The 16,936-nt window shown below is 52.4% G+C and carries 16 protein-coding genes; 12 read left to right on the top strand and 4 right to left on the bottom strand.

Annotated elements, in window-relative coordinates; translation table 11 throughout:
* Window positions 1–34 precede the first annotated feature (34 nt).
* Genes J7619_RS10565 through J7619_RS10555 form a run of 3 tightly spaced genes read left to right on the top strand, consistent with a single transcriptional unit; the run spans window position 35 to window position 1,831 of the window.
* Window positions 35–439, top strand: coding sequence for a hypothetical protein (locus tag J7619_RS10565; protein ID WP_291197727.1), 405 nt, complete (start codon window positions 35–37; stop codon window positions 437–439).
* The gene (locus tag J7619_RS10560; protein WP_291197725.1) at window positions 432–1,097 is read left to right on the top strand and encodes a TatD family hydrolase; all 666 of its coding nucleotides are present in this window, start codon (window positions 432–434) and stop codon (window positions 1,095–1,097) included. Before J7619_RS10565 ends, J7619_RS10560 begins: the two co-directional genes overlap by 8 nt.
* Window positions 1,097–1,831, top strand: coding sequence for a tRNA threonylcarbamoyladenosine dehydratase (locus J7619_RS10555; RefSeq protein ID WP_310589804.1), 735 nt, complete (start codon window positions 1,097–1,099; stop codon window positions 1,829–1,831). The genes J7619_RS10560 and J7619_RS10555 overlap by 1 nt, the downstream gene beginning before the upstream one ends.
* On the opposite strand, the gene J7619_RS10550 is transcribed toward J7619_RS10555, so the two are convergent.
* The 3 genes from J7619_RS10550 to J7619_RS10540 all read right to left on the bottom strand — a co-directional run bounded on the left by J7619_RS10550 (window position 1,828) and on the right by J7619_RS10540 (window position 3,034).
* The gene (locus J7619_RS10550) at window positions 1,828–1,974 is read right to left on the bottom strand and encodes a hypothetical protein (protein WP_291197723.1); all 147 of its coding nucleotides are present in this window, start codon (window positions 1,972–1,974) and stop codon (window positions 1,828–1,830) included. The two genes, J7619_RS10555 and J7619_RS10550, sit on opposite strands and share 4 nt — an antisense overlap.
* A gap of 12 nt (window positions 1,975–1,986) precedes the next feature.
* Complete coding sequence (locus J7619_RS10545; RefSeq protein ID WP_291197721.1) at window positions 1,987–2,517, bottom strand: hypothetical protein; 531 nt, start codon at window positions 2,515–2,517, stop codon at window positions 1,987–1,989.
* Between the two features lie 160 nt (window positions 2,518–2,677).
* A complete protein-coding gene (locus J7619_RS10540) occupies window positions 2,678–3,034 on the bottom strand; it encodes a helix-turn-helix domain-containing protein (RefSeq protein WP_106598884.1) in 357 nt (118 codons plus the stop codon).
* A 191-nt stretch (window positions 3,035–3,225) separates the two neighbouring features.
* Here J7619_RS10540 and J7619_RS10535 point away from each other — a divergent pair, with 191 nt between their 5' ends.
* The 9 genes from J7619_RS10535 to J7619_RS10495 all read left to right on the top strand — a co-directional run bounded on the left by J7619_RS10535 (window position 3,226) and on the right by J7619_RS10495 (window position 16,015).
* Window positions 3,226–3,801, top strand: a complete 576-nt coding sequence (locus tag J7619_RS10535; RefSeq protein ID WP_291197719.1) for an RNA polymerase sigma factor — start codon at window positions 3,226–3,228, stop codon at window positions 3,799–3,801.
* Between the two features lie 52 nt (window positions 3,802–3,853).
* Complete coding sequence (locus tag J7619_RS10530; RefSeq protein ID WP_291197717.1) at window positions 3,854–4,957, top strand: FecR family protein; 1,104 nt, start codon at window positions 3,854–3,856, stop codon at window positions 4,955–4,957.
* A 119-nt stretch (window positions 4,958–5,076) separates the two neighbouring features.
* Window positions 5,077–8,574 carry a SusC/RagA family TonB-linked outer membrane protein gene (locus J7619_RS10525; protein ID WP_291197714.1) on the top strand — a complete coding sequence of 1,166 codons (3,498 nt, stop codon included), beginning with the start codon at window positions 5,077–5,079 and terminating at the stop codon, window positions 8,572–8,574.
* Window positions 8,575–8,584: 10 nt separating this feature from the next.
* Window positions 8,585–10,111 carry a SusD/RagB family nutrient-binding outer membrane lipoprotein gene (locus J7619_RS10520; RefSeq protein WP_291197712.1) on the top strand — a complete coding sequence of 509 codons (1,527 nt, stop codon included), beginning with the start codon at window positions 8,585–8,587 and terminating at the stop codon, window positions 10,109–10,111.
* Between the two features lie 22 nt (window positions 10,112–10,133).
* Entirely contained in the window at window positions 10,134–10,901 is a 768-nt protein-coding gene (locus J7619_RS10515) for an HpcH/HpaI aldolase/citrate lyase family protein (RefSeq protein ID WP_291197710.1), read from the top strand.
* Between the two features lie 11 nt (window positions 10,902–10,912).
* Window positions 10,913–12,379, top strand: coding sequence for a GntP family permease (locus J7619_RS10510; protein WP_291197708.1), 1,467 nt, complete (start codon window positions 10,913–10,915; stop codon window positions 12,377–12,379).
* Between the two features lie 31 nt (window positions 12,380–12,410).
* Window positions 12,411–13,265: an NAD(P)-dependent oxidoreductase gene (locus J7619_RS10505; protein WP_291198301.1), complete on the top strand. Its 855-nt coding sequence runs from the start codon at window positions 12,411–12,413 to the stop codon at window positions 13,263–13,265.
* Window positions 13,266–13,301: 36 nt separating this feature from the next.
* Window positions 13,302–14,438 (top strand): mannonate dehydratase, encoded by a 1,137-nt coding sequence (locus J7619_RS10500; protein WP_291197706.1) that lies wholly within the window; start codon window positions 13,302–13,304, stop codon window positions 14,436–14,438.
* Window positions 14,439–14,725: 287 nt separating this feature from the next.
* Window positions 14,726–16,015 (top strand): enolase C-terminal domain-like protein, encoded by a 1,290-nt coding sequence (locus J7619_RS10495; protein WP_291197704.1) that lies wholly within the window; start codon window positions 14,726–14,728, stop codon window positions 16,013–16,015.
* On the opposite strand, the gene J7619_RS10490 is transcribed toward J7619_RS10495, so the two are convergent.
* Complete coding sequence (locus tag J7619_RS10490) at window positions 16,016–16,894, bottom strand: sugar phosphate isomerase/epimerase (RefSeq protein WP_291197702.1); 879 nt, start codon at window positions 16,892–16,894, stop codon at window positions 16,016–16,018.
* Window positions 16,895–16,936 lie beyond the last annotated feature (42 nt).

Below are 16,936 nucleotides of genomic sequence, written 5' to 3'. Positions count from 1 at the left end.
TACACGAATTGAAAGACACCACCCACGCACCAAGATGAATTCACTCGATTACTTACGCGAAGAGATCAGGACCTATTTCCCCGAATCCAAGGAACTACAACTTTCAGAGGCTTTCGACGGACAGCGACGGTTCAATTTTTATTTTGAAATAGCTCCCGAACAACGCCATTTGCTGTATCTGAACTGGGATGGCGATATCGACGGTTTTACCTTGAAATGCCTTGAATTTCCCGATGCCGGTCTGCTAAGAGAACTGGCTGAGGCCTATGCTGAGAAAGGCTCTAAAATGTTTAACATCGGTCAGCCGGTGGCTACGCTTTCCTTTGTTTATCAGGGAAAAGATAACCTGAGGGTACGCAACTATAAAGGCAAATCGCATATCGATTCCCATGAAATATCGGCCCGCAGCCTGATGTATGCGGTGAATCCGTTTGAATGACGCCTGCGCACGGATGTTTGTGGATGTCCATACCCATAGCGCATCGCGCGACCCGGACGTACTTGCTATCGAAAACAGGCATAGCGGGTTCGGAACGCCTGCCGGTAGCCGGTACGTAAGCGCCGGGCTTCATCCCTGGTACATTCGTCGGGAAACGTTTTCCGATGACTTCGACCAATTGAGCGTGTATGCTGCCCGCCCGGAAGTTCTTGCCGTTGGTGAATGCGGCCTCGACAAGCTGGCTACAACAGATTGGGATATGCAATGCCGCGCATTCGAACGGCAGATCGGACTGGCCGGGGAGCTGCGGAAACCGCTGGTGATCCATTGCGTAAAGGCATTTCAGGAATGTCTCGGATTTTTGAGGGAAGCCCGGGTGCCGGTCATTTTTCACGGGATCAATAACCGCCTGGCCGTCATCCGGCCGGTGATCGAGGCGGGTCATTTCCTGTCATTCGGAAAAGCTTTGCTGCACCCGAATGCGGCCATTTTGGAGGCATTCAGGGCTGTTCCGCCGGATCAATTGTTTCTTGAAACCGACGACACCGGTGCCGATATCCGCGAAATCTACAAAACCGCTTCACTGCTGCGGAATATTCCCGAAAAAGAGATTGCTTTGCAGCTCGAATTGAATTTTGATAAAGTATTTAAAAAATAATGATGGAGGAATTTTCCTGGCTTTCCAGGACGGAGTTATTGATTGGAAGGGAAAACCTGGTAAAGCTCAGTCAGGCGCATGTACTGGTGATTGGTTTGGGGGGAGTAGGTTCGTTTGCCGCCGAATTCATATGCCGAGGCGGGGTAGGGACGATGACCATCGTGGATGGCGACGTGGTAGATCCGACCAACCGCAACCGGCAATTGCCTGCATTGGCCACCAATCATGGGCAAAGCAAAGCCGATATCATGGCCGAGCGTCTCAAAGCGATCAATCCGGAACTGACTTTGCACGTGGTGAAAAGTTTCGTCACGCCCGATGCGGTCGAACAAATCCTCGACGCAACCCAATACGACTACATTGTCGACGCCATCGATAGCGTCACCCCCAAGCTGACTTTCCTCACACAGGCGTACAAGCGTAACATACGCATCGTAAGCTCCATGGGCGCGGGCGGTAAAATGGACCCGACGCAACTGAAAGTGGTCGATATTTCGAAGACATACAACTGCCCATTCGCGCAGCAGGTGAGGAAAAATCTTAAAAGAGCGGGGATTTACACAGGTATCAAAGCCGTATTCTCTACCGAAGAACAAATCCGCGAGTCACTCATCCTGACCGACGGCAGCAACTACAAGAAATCCGCATATGGTACGATGCCATACCTCCCGGCGACATTCGGGGCAACCTGCGCGTCGGTGGTGCTTCGGGATTTGATAGGAGTAAGTTATTAATGCACTGTTTTGGTGGCAGCGCCTTTCTTAGCAGATAGTTTTCGTGATTTGAGGAAGGCGCTGAATTCTTTTTCTTCCCTGTCAGTCAGCTTTCTATCGCTCAGCACAAGCTCCTTTTCGTCCATTTTTGTGAAATCTATCATTGTTCAGATTGCTTAAATTGTTTGTCTTAGATAGTGTTTTGTCAGCATCATTGCTTCCCGGGTATCAATAAACATCCGGTTTGGCCCGAAAAGCTTGGCTCCCAGCGTTTTTTGGTAATGTTCAATGAGTTGAGTCTTAGGAACAAAGGAAACTACCCCGTCGTAGTTCAAGTCAAAAGACAGCTTGCATGCAGCTGCGAACAGGTTACCCGCCACACCACAATATAGCTTATTTTTCCCTTTATTCCAGCTCACATTCTCGATTAAATGCATATAAACATGGTCGCCTTTGTCGGCAAGGCTAACCAACCCCTGAATAGTCGAAGGCTCTTGCAATAGCTCAATTTTGAGCACTTGCCTGTCCTTGCGACATAATTCCGAATGCCAGTCGAACAGCCAGTCGATGGCTCTGATTTGAGAGCGTTTTGAACTTTCGGCGCAATTAATACTCGTGCCAAACTCCTCGCGAGTGAGGGAATGTTGAACGGAGCCGGTAAAATGGAGCGAATTGCAGGCAATGCGATGCGGTTGGCTTGAATGCATTGCCGAATTTATTCAGCAGGTAAAGGCATTGCCAATCCGATGTGCAAGCAACATTACCGGATGATCAAATGGTTTTTCGGGCTATCGCATAGCCACTCACAATTTCCGAAGTGATTGTTAACAATTGTTAAGGACCGGACGGGCGGTCATTGACGTTGTGTCATTCCGGGAATTCCATTTCGGTTTCGGAGAAGTGACAGAGGCCGTCGAGGAGCTCGCTAAGCTTGGACCCGGTTTCGGACAGCGTGTATTCGACACGGCTCGGTACTTCGCGGAAATTGTCGTTCCGGATGATCAGCTTGTGCTGTTCAAGCAGTTTCAGGCGATCGGCTAAGATGTTGTCGCTAATGTGTTTAAGGTCTTCTTTCAGCGTCGAAAAGCGGTTGTTGCCTTCCTCAATGCTGAACATTACTTCGGTTAGCCACCGTTTGCTAAGCAGGTTGATCAGTTCGTTCAATGTGCATTTCTCTTCCAGGAACGTCTGATTGTAGTAATTCGTCGAGGTCAGTTTTCTCATAGTGTTAGGCTCATTTATATAGGAGCTACTCACAATTTACACAGATAATGGTCGCTTGTCAACATGCAGGAGTAAGGGTACGGGGAGCGTTTCAGGAATCATTGTGTATTATTTTGATAAAAAAGATGAAAATAGTGGGGTATATATCCTGAAAATGAGTCTCATCTAGAAAAAGTGACAGCTACCACGAGATGAGACCACGCATTACTCCCGATGAAGCTCAGAAACTTTGGAATGACTACCAGTCGGGCGACATGTACGCACTGGCGAATATCATGCAGGGCTACTATTCCGACTTGTTCCATTGGGGGCTGAGGCTGCACGGCGAGCGCGAATTCGTGAAGGATTGCATTCAGGACATGTTCGTGAATCTCTGGAAGACGCAGGAATCGTCGGGGCCCGCCGGGGTAGTATCCAATGTGCGTTCGTACCTGCTCGTGGCGCTCAAAACGCGCATTTTACGAGAACTGTCAAAAAAGCACGTCACGCACCAATCGATGCTGTCGGATGAATATGCATTCTCCGTCGAGTTTTCTTCCGACCTCCGGCTGATCGACGAAGAGCACGAAATATACCAGGTAAGGAAGCTGGAAGGCGTGCTCAACAGCCTCTCCGGCAGACAGAAGGAGTTGATTTACCTGCGCTTTTACCAGAGCCTGAGTTTCGAACAGATCGCCGAGGTGATGAACCTGAGCCGGCAATCCGTTTACAACCTCCTGCAAAAATCGCTCGGAAGTCTGCGGAAGCATTACGACCTGAGTTCTTAGTGGCACCCGTCGATGAGCGTATAGTGTATAACGTAACAGAACTAAAACCGGAATGAAGCCTTACGAATCGTATACGATCGAAGATTTTCTGGAAGACGAGAGCTTCCGGAAATGGGTGCAGGGCCAGGGCAGCACACAGGAAATGTTCTGGCTGTCTTTTCCGGACAAATATCCCGATCGGCGGGAAGCATTCCGGCAGGCCGAGCACCTGATCCGCGCGGCGAATGTAGCCGGAGAGCAGATGGTCGAAAAGGAAATCCGGGCTGAAATTGAGCGGTTTATCGAAAATGTAAGCGGCAGGCACGATCATCTGGAAATTGGTTTTTCGGAAGACGACGAAGAGGAAACCCGCGGCGGTGTTTTCTGGAAAAGATGGTTGGTAGCTGCCGCAGCAGTGTTGGTGCTGGGCGCGGGAATAGGTTGGTATTATTATCAAAACAATGAGACTGAACCGCGGATATCGGCAACCGACACCAGCCCGCCCAATCTTGTGACGACCAGAAATGATAGCGACAACCCGCTGAAAATCACTTTATCCGATGGATCGGAAGTGACGTTAAGCCAGCAGAGCAGCCTGAGGTATCCGTCGGAGTTCGAAGACGGTGCCCGCGTGGTGTACCTCACCGGCGAAGCCCTTTTCTCGGTAAAAAAACAAGGACAGACATTCATGGTGCACACGGGCAAGGTCGTAACCAAAGTGCTTGGTACCCGGTTTGTGGTGAGTGCATTCGACAACGACCGGAATATTACCGTACAGGTTCAAACAGGGAAGGTGTCGGTGTATGTAGACAAGCCTTCGGAAAAGGAAGTGAAGGGCCTCATTATCACGGCCAATCAGGCGGCTGTTTTTGAGAAGAGTGCCAACCAGCTTTCCAAAACGGTTGTCGAAAACCCTGAAAAGCTGCCGAACGGGGCTGTTGAAAGCATTTTGAAATATGATGAAGTACCGCTGCCGGTGATATTGAGGGATATGGAAAAATCGTACGGTATCCCTGTCCAGTTCGACGCCGACAGTTTTTGGGCCTGCAAAATTACGGTGGCTTTCTCCGACGAAAGCATGTATGATAAACTGAGCATTCTCTGCAAAACTGTGTCGGCCAGCTACGAGATCGTCGACGGACAGATCATTGTCAGCGGCAAGGGTTGCAGCAAATGAAAATGGCAGTGGGTTACACTGCCATCAAGGTCGGATCACGAGCGGCCACTCGCCAAAGTTACACGCTCGGTATCTGCAAGTTCCCGGTTAAAAGAACCCTTTAAACCCTGTTCAAAAGTATGAAAAAACGCATTACCAGAAAATTCTGGCTGAAACTTATGAGGTTTTCGATCACACAGAGTTTGGTCATGGCGTTGCTCGCGGGCGTAGCGTATGCGCACACGAGCACTGCGCAGGAGTACCTGAACCGGCGTCTGACGGTCCAGGCGGAAAACCGTGAAATCAAACGGGTATTGGCGCATATCGAAAAGGAAGCGGACGTGCAGTTTGTGTACAGTTCCAATGTACTCGAAGCGTCGAAAAAGGTGACGATCAAGGCGGTGAATACGACCTTGGAAGAGGTGCTTTTTAAGTTGTTGAAACCGCTGAAAATCAAATATGAACTTTCAGGGAAGAAAATCATTCTCTCGTCGGGCGAATTACCGGGCGCCGACAATGGGTTCGTGCTTCCAGAGGGTAATTCGCTTCAACTTTCGCCTAAAAAAAGCCTCTCCGGCAAAGTTACCGATGAAAAGGGGGCCGCATTACCGGGGGTGAATATCATCGTGAAAGGTACCCAGCGCGGTACGACTACCAATTCGGAGGGTACATTTCAGATCGACTTGCAGGAAGGTGACGGGGCGTTGCTGTTCAGTTTTGTGGGATACCAGTCAAAGGAGGTAATCCTGGGAAACCAGACCAGCCTGGTCGTTTCGCTCGTGCCCGAAAGTAAAGCATTGGAGGAAGTGGTAGTGACGGCTTTGGGCATCAAAAAAGCAGCCAAAAGCCTTGGTTATGCCACTGCGAGCGTCCCTGCCGAGGAAATGACCGTGAACCGCACGGCTAATTTTATGAATGCACTGCAGGGAAAGATGGCGGGGGTGAATATTACCTCGTTAGGCTCCGGACCGGCGGGAACGAGCAAGATCCGCATTCGCGGGCAGTCCTCATTTGGTGGAAATAACTCGCCGCTGATCGTAGTGAATGGCGTGCCGATCGATAACAGTAACTTCGGCGCCCGCGGCGATGCGGCCGATAAAGGCTCCAACCGTACTTCCGATAGCGGCGACGGCCTGAGCAGCATTAACCCGGACAACATCGAGTCGATGACCGTGCTGAAAGGTGCCGCGGCGTCGGCATTGTACGGCTCGCGTGCGAAAGACGGGGTGATTATGATTACGACCAAAACACGCGGGGCGGGCATCGGGATCGGCATCGAGCTCAACTCCAATTTTACCACCGAAACGCCGCTGGATTACACCGATTATCAATATGAATACGGACAGGGTGAAAACGGCAAGCGGCCTACCACACCCAATCCAACCTCTGGCCAATGGAGCTTCGGTGAAAAGTTCGAACCAGGCATGACGCAAATCCTTTTCGACGGCGTGGAAGTTCCCTATGTGCCTCAGCGACATCAGATCACCGATTATTACCGCAAGGGAAGTACGTTTACCAACACCATTACCGTATCGTCCGGCGGGGAATTCGGCGGTTTTAGCCTTTCACTTTCGAATCTGGATAACAAGACGATCCTGCCGGGTTCCGGCTATCATCGCAAGACGGTGAATCTCGGTTTTACCCAAACTATGGCCAAAAAGCTGACCATTTCGGGTAACATCAACTATTCCAATGAGGACCGTAAAAATCCGCCGAACATCGCCGAGCAGGATTACAGCCCGGTAGTGCTCTATAATATGGCCAATTCCATGCCGCTCGACTTGCTCGAAAAATATGCGACCGACGCGAACGGCAATGAATATGTATGGTCGCGGTTTACGAACCGTACCAATCCGTACTTCGCATTGAAACGGTTTGAGAACGTTGAAAAGGACCGCGTTTTCGGTAACCTTTCAGTACGGTACAGCTTCACCGACTGGCTTTACGCGCAGGTGCGGGTGGGGCAGGACTACTATTCCCGCGAGCAGGATTACAACCTGCCTACCGGAAGCCAGCGGCAAGCGGCTGCTCCCCAGGGGTTTGTAAATGGGCAGTATGTGCAGGATACGCGCTCCGTCCGCGAGCTGAATACCGATTTTCTGATTTCGGCTAATAAAACGTTCGGCCGTATTGGCTTGAATATCAATGCGGGAGGCAATCAGATGTACCGCAAACTGAGCCGCCATAATGTGTTTGTACAGGATTTCTACGTCCGCGACCTGTACACGATCGGCAATGGTCGCCAGCGCGATGCTACTTATGAGATTTCCAGGCGGCAGGTCAATTCGCTCTACGGCGCTGCCGAAATCTCTTACAATGACTTCCTTTTCCTGAACGGTACCATTCGCAACGACTGGTTTTCGACCCTGTCGCCGGCTAATCGAAGCATTATCTATCCTTCCGTGACGGCGAGTTTCGTGTTCTCACAAGCATTTACCGCGTCGCTGCCGTCCTGGATTTCGTTTGGGAAAGTCCGTGTGGCATATGCCGAGGTGGGTAGTGATACCGACGTACAGCCCTACGCCAACAACTTGTTTTACAATATTAATCCTCAGCAATTCCCGAATCCAGGCGGCGCAGGCCAGCCGTTGGCGACGATCAATGGCTCGACGGTCCCGAACGCCAATTTGCGGCCTATGCGGGTTTCGGAAAAGGAGGTGGGTTTGGAGTTGAAATTGTTTGAAAACCGGCTGGGGCTTGATCTGACCTATTATGACAAACTTTCGTCAGATCAGATCCTCCAAGCGCAGACTTCCGACGCCTCCGGGTATCTCACGCAACTTATCAATGTGGGCAAAGGCCGCAACCGGGGCCTTGAAATGATGGTGAATGTGACGCCGTACCAGACCAAAAACTTCATCTGGAACCTGAATTTCAATGCAGCTTATAATGTGACAAAAACGCTCGACCTCGGAAGCAATGTGAGCGACGCGATGATCACCGTCGGCACGGGTGACTTTACCGGTGAGCTCCGGCAGGTAGTGGGCAGGTCCATGGGACAACTCTACGGTTTCGGCTATCTGCGCGACGATCAGGGCCGGCAGGTATTTGATGCGGGAAACGGCCGACCTTTGCGGACGCCTACGCAGATTGCGTTCGGCAGTGCATTACCGAAGTGGGTAGGGGGCATCACCAACAGTTTTAATTATAAAAACTTCTCGGCTTCGGTGCTGGTCGATTTCAAACTGGGGCATAAGATGATTTCGGGTACCAACCACAACGCGTGGCGGCACGGGCTACTGAAAGAAACCCTGCCGGGACGCGCCGAGGGCTTCATCATCGGCGACGGCGTGAACCCCAACGGTGAGGTAAATCAGACGAAATCGGTGGTGCAGGCCTATTACGAAACGGTGCGTTCGCAGAACATCGCCGAGCAGTTTGTGTACAATGCGGGTTTATGGCAATTGCGGCAGATCACGATCGGCTACGATTTTGCGCGGCTTTTACCTAAAAACATTCCCTTCATTAAAGGTGCGCGCCTGAGCATTGTCTCCAACAATGTAGCGGTCCTCAAAAAATGGGTGCCGACCATCCACCCCGACCAGTTCGGTTTCCCGTCCGACAACCTCATCGGCCTGGAAGCGACCGGCTTGCCTATTACCCGGAGCACGGGTTTCAACCTCAACCTGAAATTCTAAGCGATCGACTATGAAAAAGGCACTACAAATATTAATCAGCGGCATTTGCATGATGGTCATGCATGCCTGCGACAGCGGTTTTGATGAAATGAATATCAATCCCATTGCCCTCACTGCCGTAAACCCCGCCTATCAGCTCAATACCACGATCGTAAACAGCGCGCCGGTCTATGGCAACCTGAGCTACGAAACCACGATTGTCAAGCAAATGATCACACCTTTCAGCGGGCAGGGATCGGCCGCGAATTTTAACCAGGACAATCGCGGCGTAACATCCGGCAACTGGAATACCTATTACCGAACGATTATCAAAGAATTGGCTGATGTTGTAGCAAAAACGAAAGATGATGCCAGCCGCAGTAACCTTTACCACATGGCACGGATCTGGAAAGCCTACGCATTCATGGTACTAAGTGATACTTATGGCAATATTCCATATGCCGAGGCCGGCTCAGGTTTTTTGACCGGCAACACCACACCCGCGTACGACAGCCAGGAGGCCATTTACAACGATATCCTCGCCGAGCTGGATGCTGCCTCCAATGCATTGGACGTTTCTAAAACCGCCGTTTCGAGCGATGTGCTTTATGGCGGGGACGTGTTGAAATGGAAGAAACTGGGCAACTCGTTGCTGCTGCGGGCGGCTATGCGGCTCTCGAAAATCAACCCGACGAAGGCTGCCGAATATGTGGCAAAGGCGGTAATCGGAGGAGTCATGCAATCCAATCAGGATAATGCGGTGATCCGGCATACAGCCAGTTTTACCAATCCGGTCGGAAGTTCGCTGAACGGCGGGCAATCGGCATTCTATTATCTGGACGATGAATTTGTAACCTATTTGGCTACGAACAATGACCCGCGCCTTGCGTCCATCGCTGTGCGTTACGTAGGCGCGCAAAGCGGGGCAGACCAGGTGGAGGCAAAGGCGAACCGGTCGGTGGCGGTGCAGATTGGCATGCCGCAGGGATACGACAATACGACGATCAGCGCGGATGTGGCGGCCAAGAAATTGGCGAGCCTTTGGGATTACAGTCAGCTCGACAGGACACGGATGGCCGGACTAACCGCCCCAAGTTTCCTCGTTACCTACGCCCAAACCCAATTGCTGCTGGCCGAAGCGGTGGTCCGTAAATGGGCGACCGGCGATGCGGCGGCATTATACTCGGAAGGTGTCAAGGCGCATATGCAACAGTTCGCGATGTATGGCGCGGGAACGGCTATTGGCGACGCGGCCATCGCATCGTACGTCACCGCGCACCCGTTGCATGCGGGCAAGGAGCTGGAAGAAATCAATACGCAATACTGGGTAGCGTCGTTTCTGATCGGCCCGGAAGCATTTGCAAACTTCCGTCGCAGTGGTTTTCCGGTTTTGAAACCCAATCCTTACCCCGGCAGCGACCTCAAAACTGAACCATTTATCCGCCGGCTGACCTACACCGACGCCGAATTGAACGTGAACCACGACAATGTCCAGAAAGCGATCGTCGTGCAAGGCCCTGACCTGCTCGACACGCGGGTGTGGTGGGACAAGAAATAGCATTGTATCAACCGATTTTTGAATGAAAAACCTGAAAAAAAGACTGCAAAACGGGGAAACCCTGCATGGCTGCTGGCTCAATACCGGCAGTTCCCTCACCGCTGAGATCGTCGGCCTGGCCGGATTCGATTGGGTGCTGATAGACCTGGAACACGGGGCCGGCTCTGAAAAGGATGTGCTGTACCAGTTGCAGGCGCTCGAACATACGCCCACGGCGGCGATCGTACGCGTCGAAAGCTCCGAAAGCCAGCGGATTCACCGGGTGCTTGATATGGGCGCCGAGGGGGTAATGTGTCCCAAAATCCTGAATGCGGAAGGGGCACGAAAGCTGGTACAGGGCCTGCATTACCCGCCATTTGGCACCCGTGGCGTGGCCAAAATGGTGCGTGCAACGGGATTCGGGCAGCATTTTCAGGAATATTACGACAACAGCCGGGACAGTATCCTGGGCATCGCGCAGATCGAAACCGTGGAAGTCCTCAACCACCTTGGCGCCGTGGCCAATACCGATGGTGTCGACGTGCTGTTTATCGGCCCGGCCGACCTTTCGATGGAGCTGGGTATTTTCGGGCAGTTCGATCATCCGAAGTTCCGGGAAGCCGTTCGCGAAACGTGCGAAGCAGCCCGAAAGGCTGGAAAGGTAGTGGGGATATTGTTTTTCAATACGAACGAATACCAGGCCTACCGCGAATTGGGCATCCGGTTCATCGCCTGTGGTTCCGACGCCACCTTTGTGGCCGAAGGAGCCCGCACGATGGCCAAAAAGCTGAACGATCTCCGCCCATCCTAAACCTGACTTTCATGACTTTAATGACTGTTTTAATCAACGACCCGCTTTTCATTTTGCTCATCGGGGTGATCATCGTGGTAGGAGGCATTATTTTCCTGCAACTGCACCCGTTTCTGGCGCTTATCCTGGCCGCATTTGTGGTAGCGCTGCTCACGCCGGCTGCGTCGGTCGAGGCATTTGCGATCGCGAAGGGATCGTCGCCGGAGGCCGCGGCGGCATTGGCGAAAAAGAGCATAGGCGAGCGCATTGCCACGGAATTTGGCAGTACGTGCGGTAAAATCGGCATCCTGATCGCCATGGCCGCCATTATCGGCAAAGCCATGCTCGAAAGCGGTGCCGCGGAACGCATTGTCCGGTCGATGCTGGCGGTGACGGGCGTCAACAACGCGCCGTTTGCATTCCTGATCAGCAGCTTTTTCCTGGGCGTACCGGTGTTTTTTGACATTGTGATTTTCCTGATGATCCCGCTCGCGAAAGCCGTGAGTATGCGCATCGGGAAGAATTACTTACTGCTCGTACTCGCTATTACCGGCGGTGCAGCAATGGCGAATTCGTTTGTTCCTCCGGCGCCGGGGCCATTGTTCCTGATTGGTGAAATGAATATCCCCATCGGCATGATGATGGCCGGCGGTACATTACTGGGGCTGGTGACGATCACGGCTGGGTTCCTGTTTGCCAAATGGGCCAATGCCAAATGGCCTGTCGAACTCCGTGACTCGCTCGACGCGCGCCTTGCCGACATCCGTTCGCTGGCCGAAAAGGACGACAAGGAGCTGCCGCCGCTGTGGTTCTCGCTGTTACCGGTCACTTTTCCGCTGGTGTTTATTTGCCTGGATAATATCCTGAGATCAATGACCAAATCGGGTGCATTCACCCCCGAGTCTTCCATGGCGCATTTCCTGGTAGATTTTATAGCATTGATCGGCGACAAAAACATCGCATTGGTGGGCGGAGGGCTGATTGCCCTGATACTGCTGGCTGTTCGGAAGAAGGGTAACAAGGAAGACATTTCGGCCTTTGTGCAAGCCGCATTGATGAGTGGCGGGGGCATTATCCTGATCACCGCGTCGGGCGGCGCATTTGGCGGGATTTTGCAGCAAACCGGCATCAGTTCGCGCATTGCCGCGCTCACCGCTGATTACCAGATGACGCTCATTCCGCTCGCATTCGTGATCAGCGCGGTCGTGCGTACGGCGCAGGGCTCAGCGACGGTGGCGTTGATTACCGCTTCCGGTATTCTGTCGGGGATGGCTACCAGCGCCCATTTGGAATATCACCCGCTGTACCTCGGCCTGGCGATCGGCTGCGGATCCAAGCTCGTGCCATGGATGAACGACGCCGGTTTCTGGATCATTGTCAAGATCAGTAACCTCACGGAGCGGGAGGCTCTGAAAACTTTCTCTCCGATGTTGGTGGTCATGGGGTGCGTGGGCCTGGTGGTGCTGATGATCGCGGCGAAGGTATTCCCTTTGGTTTAATCATTTTAAAACAGATAGTTAGTTGAAGAAGATGGAGAAAATCGGGTTTATAGGGCTAGGTATTATGGGTAAGCCAATGGCGCTCAACCTCTTGAAGGCAGGCTTCCGGGTAGGTGTGCTGCGGAGCAGCCAGGCATCCGGTGCGTTGAAGGAGGCAGGCGCCGAGGTATGGCCCGACGCGGCAGCATTGGCGGCCGGAAGCGACGTGATTATCACGATGCTGCCCGACTCGCCGCAGGTCGAAGAAGTGGTCAATGGCGGTATTCTGGAAGGCATTCGCGCGGGAAGTTTATTCATCGATATGTCGACCATTGCGCCGCTGGTTGCCCGGAAACTCTTTGATATCATGCAGGAAAAGGGCGTGGAGGCGCTGGATGCGCCGGTTTCGGGCGGGCAGGTGGGCGCGGAGGGAGCTACACTGTCCATTATGGTAGGCGGTAATGCGCCGGCATTTGCGCGGGCGTTGCCGATGTTTCAGGCGATGGGCAGGAATATCGTGCATATCGGCGAACCGGGGGCCGGCCAAACGACCAAGGCCTGTAACCAGATGATCGTCGGGCAAACGATCCAGGCCGTGGCAGAGGCATTTACATTGGCCCAAAAAGCGGGCGTAGACCTTGCTAAAATGCGGGAAGTGCTGCTGGGAGGTTTTGCGCAAAGCCGTATTCTCGATCTTCACGGTCAGCGGATCATCGATCAGAACTTTAAACCCGGTTTTAAAATCAAACTACATCAAAAAGACATCAACATTGCGCTCAAAACCGGCGGTGCGCTCGATCTCGCGCTCCCGGGAACCGAAACCGTGGCTAAGCAAATGGAAACCGCCATGCAGCAGGGCAACGGTGAGCTCGATCATAGTGCGCTATTTCTCGCATTGAAGGACTAACAGGTTTTGATAATTACACCTTAACCGAATCAGATCATGAAAAGACATCAGTTTGTAAAGGTGCTCGCCTCCGGCTCGGTAGGAGCCGCGGTATTGGGCCAAAATGAGGTAAATGCGGCTGTCCGCCAGACGGAGGCCACAAAAGTTGAACCAAAGAAGGTCTTGATGAAAGTGGGCTGCCAGTCGGGTGGTACCACGGTCGAAAACCTTGAATTTAAGGCACGCCACGGCGTGTACAATATCGACGGAGGCGCCCCGAAAATCATCGAAGGCAAAGGATGGGATCTCGACGATTCCATGCGTAAACGGGAGGCTTGCGAGAAATACGGGATCAGCCTGGATGCCTACCATTGGCCATTGGCTTCTTCGGGAATCGATAAGGCGATTTTTCCGAACGTCATGCTCGGAAAAAGTCCCCAGCGCGACCGCGAGATCGAGCAGTTGCAGCAAATGATCATGGTTGCAGGCAAAACCGGCGTGCCGCTTTTGAACTACAATACCACTATTCTTCCCGTGCTGCGTACAGGCCGTACCACCGACCCGAAACGGGGTAATGCGAGTTACAGTACCTGGAATTACGAAGAAGCATTAAAGCAAAATCACCCCAAAACCATTGCCGGCGACGTCAACATCGATATGATGTTCGAGCGCATTACCTACCTGCTCGACCGCTGCCTGCCCGTTGCCAAGGAGTACAAAGTGAGGCTCGGCAACCACATTGCCGATCCGCCGACACCTGTCGGCTACCGCGGCATCACCCGTTGGAACAGCCCGGATGTTTTTGCGGGGATCAAACGGTTCGCGCAATTGTACGACAGCCCGTGGCACGGGTTCAACTTTTGCATCGGTTCGATTGCCGAAGGTTTGAAGGACCCTAAAACCGAGATTTTGCCGATCATCAAATGGGTGGGCGACCGGAAGCAGATCTTCAATATCCATTTGCGCAACATCAAGGGCGGTTGGAATAACTTCCAGGAAGTGTATCCCGATAACGGCGATATGAATTTCCTGCAATGCGTGCGGGCACTGCGCGACGTCGGTTTCGACGGCATGGTTATGCCCGACCACGTCCCGCACCACGAAGCACCCGGTTCCACCAACGAGGCATTCGCTTTTAGTTACGGGTATATCAAAGGGCTCATACAGGCGGCTGCGGAGGAGGCGAGGAGTTAATGAGTTAATGAGTTAATGAGTGAATGAGTGAATGAGTGAATGAGTGAATGTGTGAAAGAATTTTGAATGATTGAATAGGCATTAATTTAGTTAGGCGACGGTCTTTTAAAATTTTTAAAATTTTTGCCCGGCATACCTTTAATCACTCGACGAACATACAGTTTGTCAATCACTTAAAAATTCATTCACTCATTCACTCATTCACTCATTCAAAATTCACTCATTCCCCGTTCCACGGCGGATCATTCAATCATTCAATCATTCATTCATTCATTCAGCCCGCACCGATGTCCAGAATCCACGAAATTCACATTACACCCATTGCTATCATTGACCCGCCGCTTTTGAATGCTGCGGGCTTGCATGCGCCTTATGCGCTGCGTACGGTTGTTGAAATCGTGACGGACGACCTCATTTCGGGCATTAGCGAAATCCCCGGCAACAGCGACATCGATGCCGCACTGGAAGAAGCCAGGGCGTTGCTGATAGGTCTGGACCCATTCAACCTGAACCTGATCCGGCAGGTACTGACCAATCATTTCGGTACGGAGTCGGCCGCGGCGCGCGGGGATGCTCCCTGGGACCAGCGGAAGCTGGTACATATTTTCAGTTCGGTGGAAGTGGCTTGTCTGGATATTATCGGCAAGATCACCGGCCGGCCGGTGGTGGATTTGCTCGGCGGCAAAATGCGCGACCGCGTACCGTTTTCAGCGTATTTGTTTTATAAATATGAAGGTGCAGGTGGCCCGCTGGAATTCGGTACCGATCCGGACGCCACTGGCTGGGCAGCCGCGCGTCAGGCTGCCGCACTGGATCCCGAAAGCATTGTTGAGCAGGCGCGAGCGATGTGCAAGGAGTTTGGTTTTCAGTCTATTAAATTAAAGGGCGGGGTGTTTGAGCCGCGCGTCGAAGTTGATTCGATGCTGGCATTGCATAAGGCGTTTGGCCCGGATGTACCGTTGCGCGTCGACCCGAATGCAATATGGGAAGTTGAAACGGCGATCCGTTACGGGCGCGAGCTGAAAGGCATCCTCGAATACCTCGAAGATCCCGTGCGTGGCCAGGAGAATATGGCAAAAGTGCGCAGAGAGCTGGGTATCCCGCTGGCAACTAATATGTGTACGACGTCTTTCGGCGATCTTCCGCGAAGCATCGAGCTGCATTCCGAAGATATAATCCTCAGCGATCACCATTTCTGGGGAGGCTTGCAGGCATCGATGACACTTTCAAGCATTTGCCGCACGTTTGGGCGCGGCCTATCAATGCATTCCAACAGCCATTTAGGTATTTCATTGGCTGCTATGGTACATCTTGGTGCGGCATTGCCCGATGTTCCTTATGCCCTGGACACGCATTACCCCTGGCAAAGCGATGAGGTAATTGTGGGTGGACGCATCCAATTCGAGGGAGGCAGCGTGAAAGTCCCGGCCGGCCCAGGCTTGGGTGTAGAGCTGGATCGCAAAGCGCTCCAAAAACTGCATCAGAATTACATCGCCTGCGGACTTAAAAAACGCGACGACGAGATCGAAATGCAGAAAAAGGTGCCCGGCTGGAAGTTCAAGGCTGTTCGCTGGTAGTTAATATTTGGCCATCATGGTGTCGAAAACCTGGCGCTGTTGTTTCAACGCGGCAATCTTGTCGTCGGGATTGGTGTGGCATTCGAGCAATACCCAGCCTTTGTAATCCATTTTGGCCAGATTATCGATCAGCTCGGGGTACGGGTAGTCGGTGCGGTCGAGTTCGCGGACGTGGCAGGTGTCGCCAAAATACTTTTTGACCAGATCGAAATTGTATTGAAAGCCCTGCCCGTTCAGGTCCTGCTTGTTGCAATTCCAGCATATTCTGGCATTGCGGTGATTGGCATAGTCCATAATCTTGCGGATGTTGGGGAGCTCCTGTGTTTCCTCGCCGTGGACTTCCAGCCGGAGTTGCTGGCCGAAATCGGCTGCATAACCTGCTAATCCGTGCAATGCGAGCCCGATTTGTTCCAGTGTCTTTTCGGTAGGCACTTCCTTGTGCAATGCATTGGGTTTCACTTTTACGCCGGTGCCGCCCACATCAGCGCTCAGACGAATGAATTCTTTAGTACGCTCGATTGACGCTTTCAGTTTGTCATGATCGGGATAATCATATTGCTGGTTAGTTCCCAACCCGATGATTTTGACCGGACTGTCGGCAAATTGCTTCCTAACCTCTTTCCGCTGATCGGAAGTGAGGTCGGGCATTACCTTGTGCGCGTGCTCTACGCGCAACTCGACGCCCGTAATGTGGGTTTCGGAAAGGTTTTTGATCAACGTAGGGACATCCCAGTCCTTGCCCCAGAGGTATGTCACAAACCCGAGCTGCATTTTAGGCTTTTTTCCAAAAAAAGGATTAGCCTGCGCGAAATCAGAGAGTAGCGCTGCTCCGGCAGCAAGGGAGAGGTTTTGAAGGAAAGTTTTTCGGTTGATAAACATGGGAAGCCGGTTTGGGTTGACTGGTTACAATCGCTTTAAGCC

Source organism: Dyadobacter sp. (assembly GCF_017744695.1).
Taxonomy (GTDB): Bacteria; Bacteroidota; Bacteroidia; order Cytophagales; family Spirosomataceae; genus Dyadobacter.
Note: the sequence above shows the minus strand (reverse complement) of the source record. Positions and strands in the feature narration are given on the sequence as shown.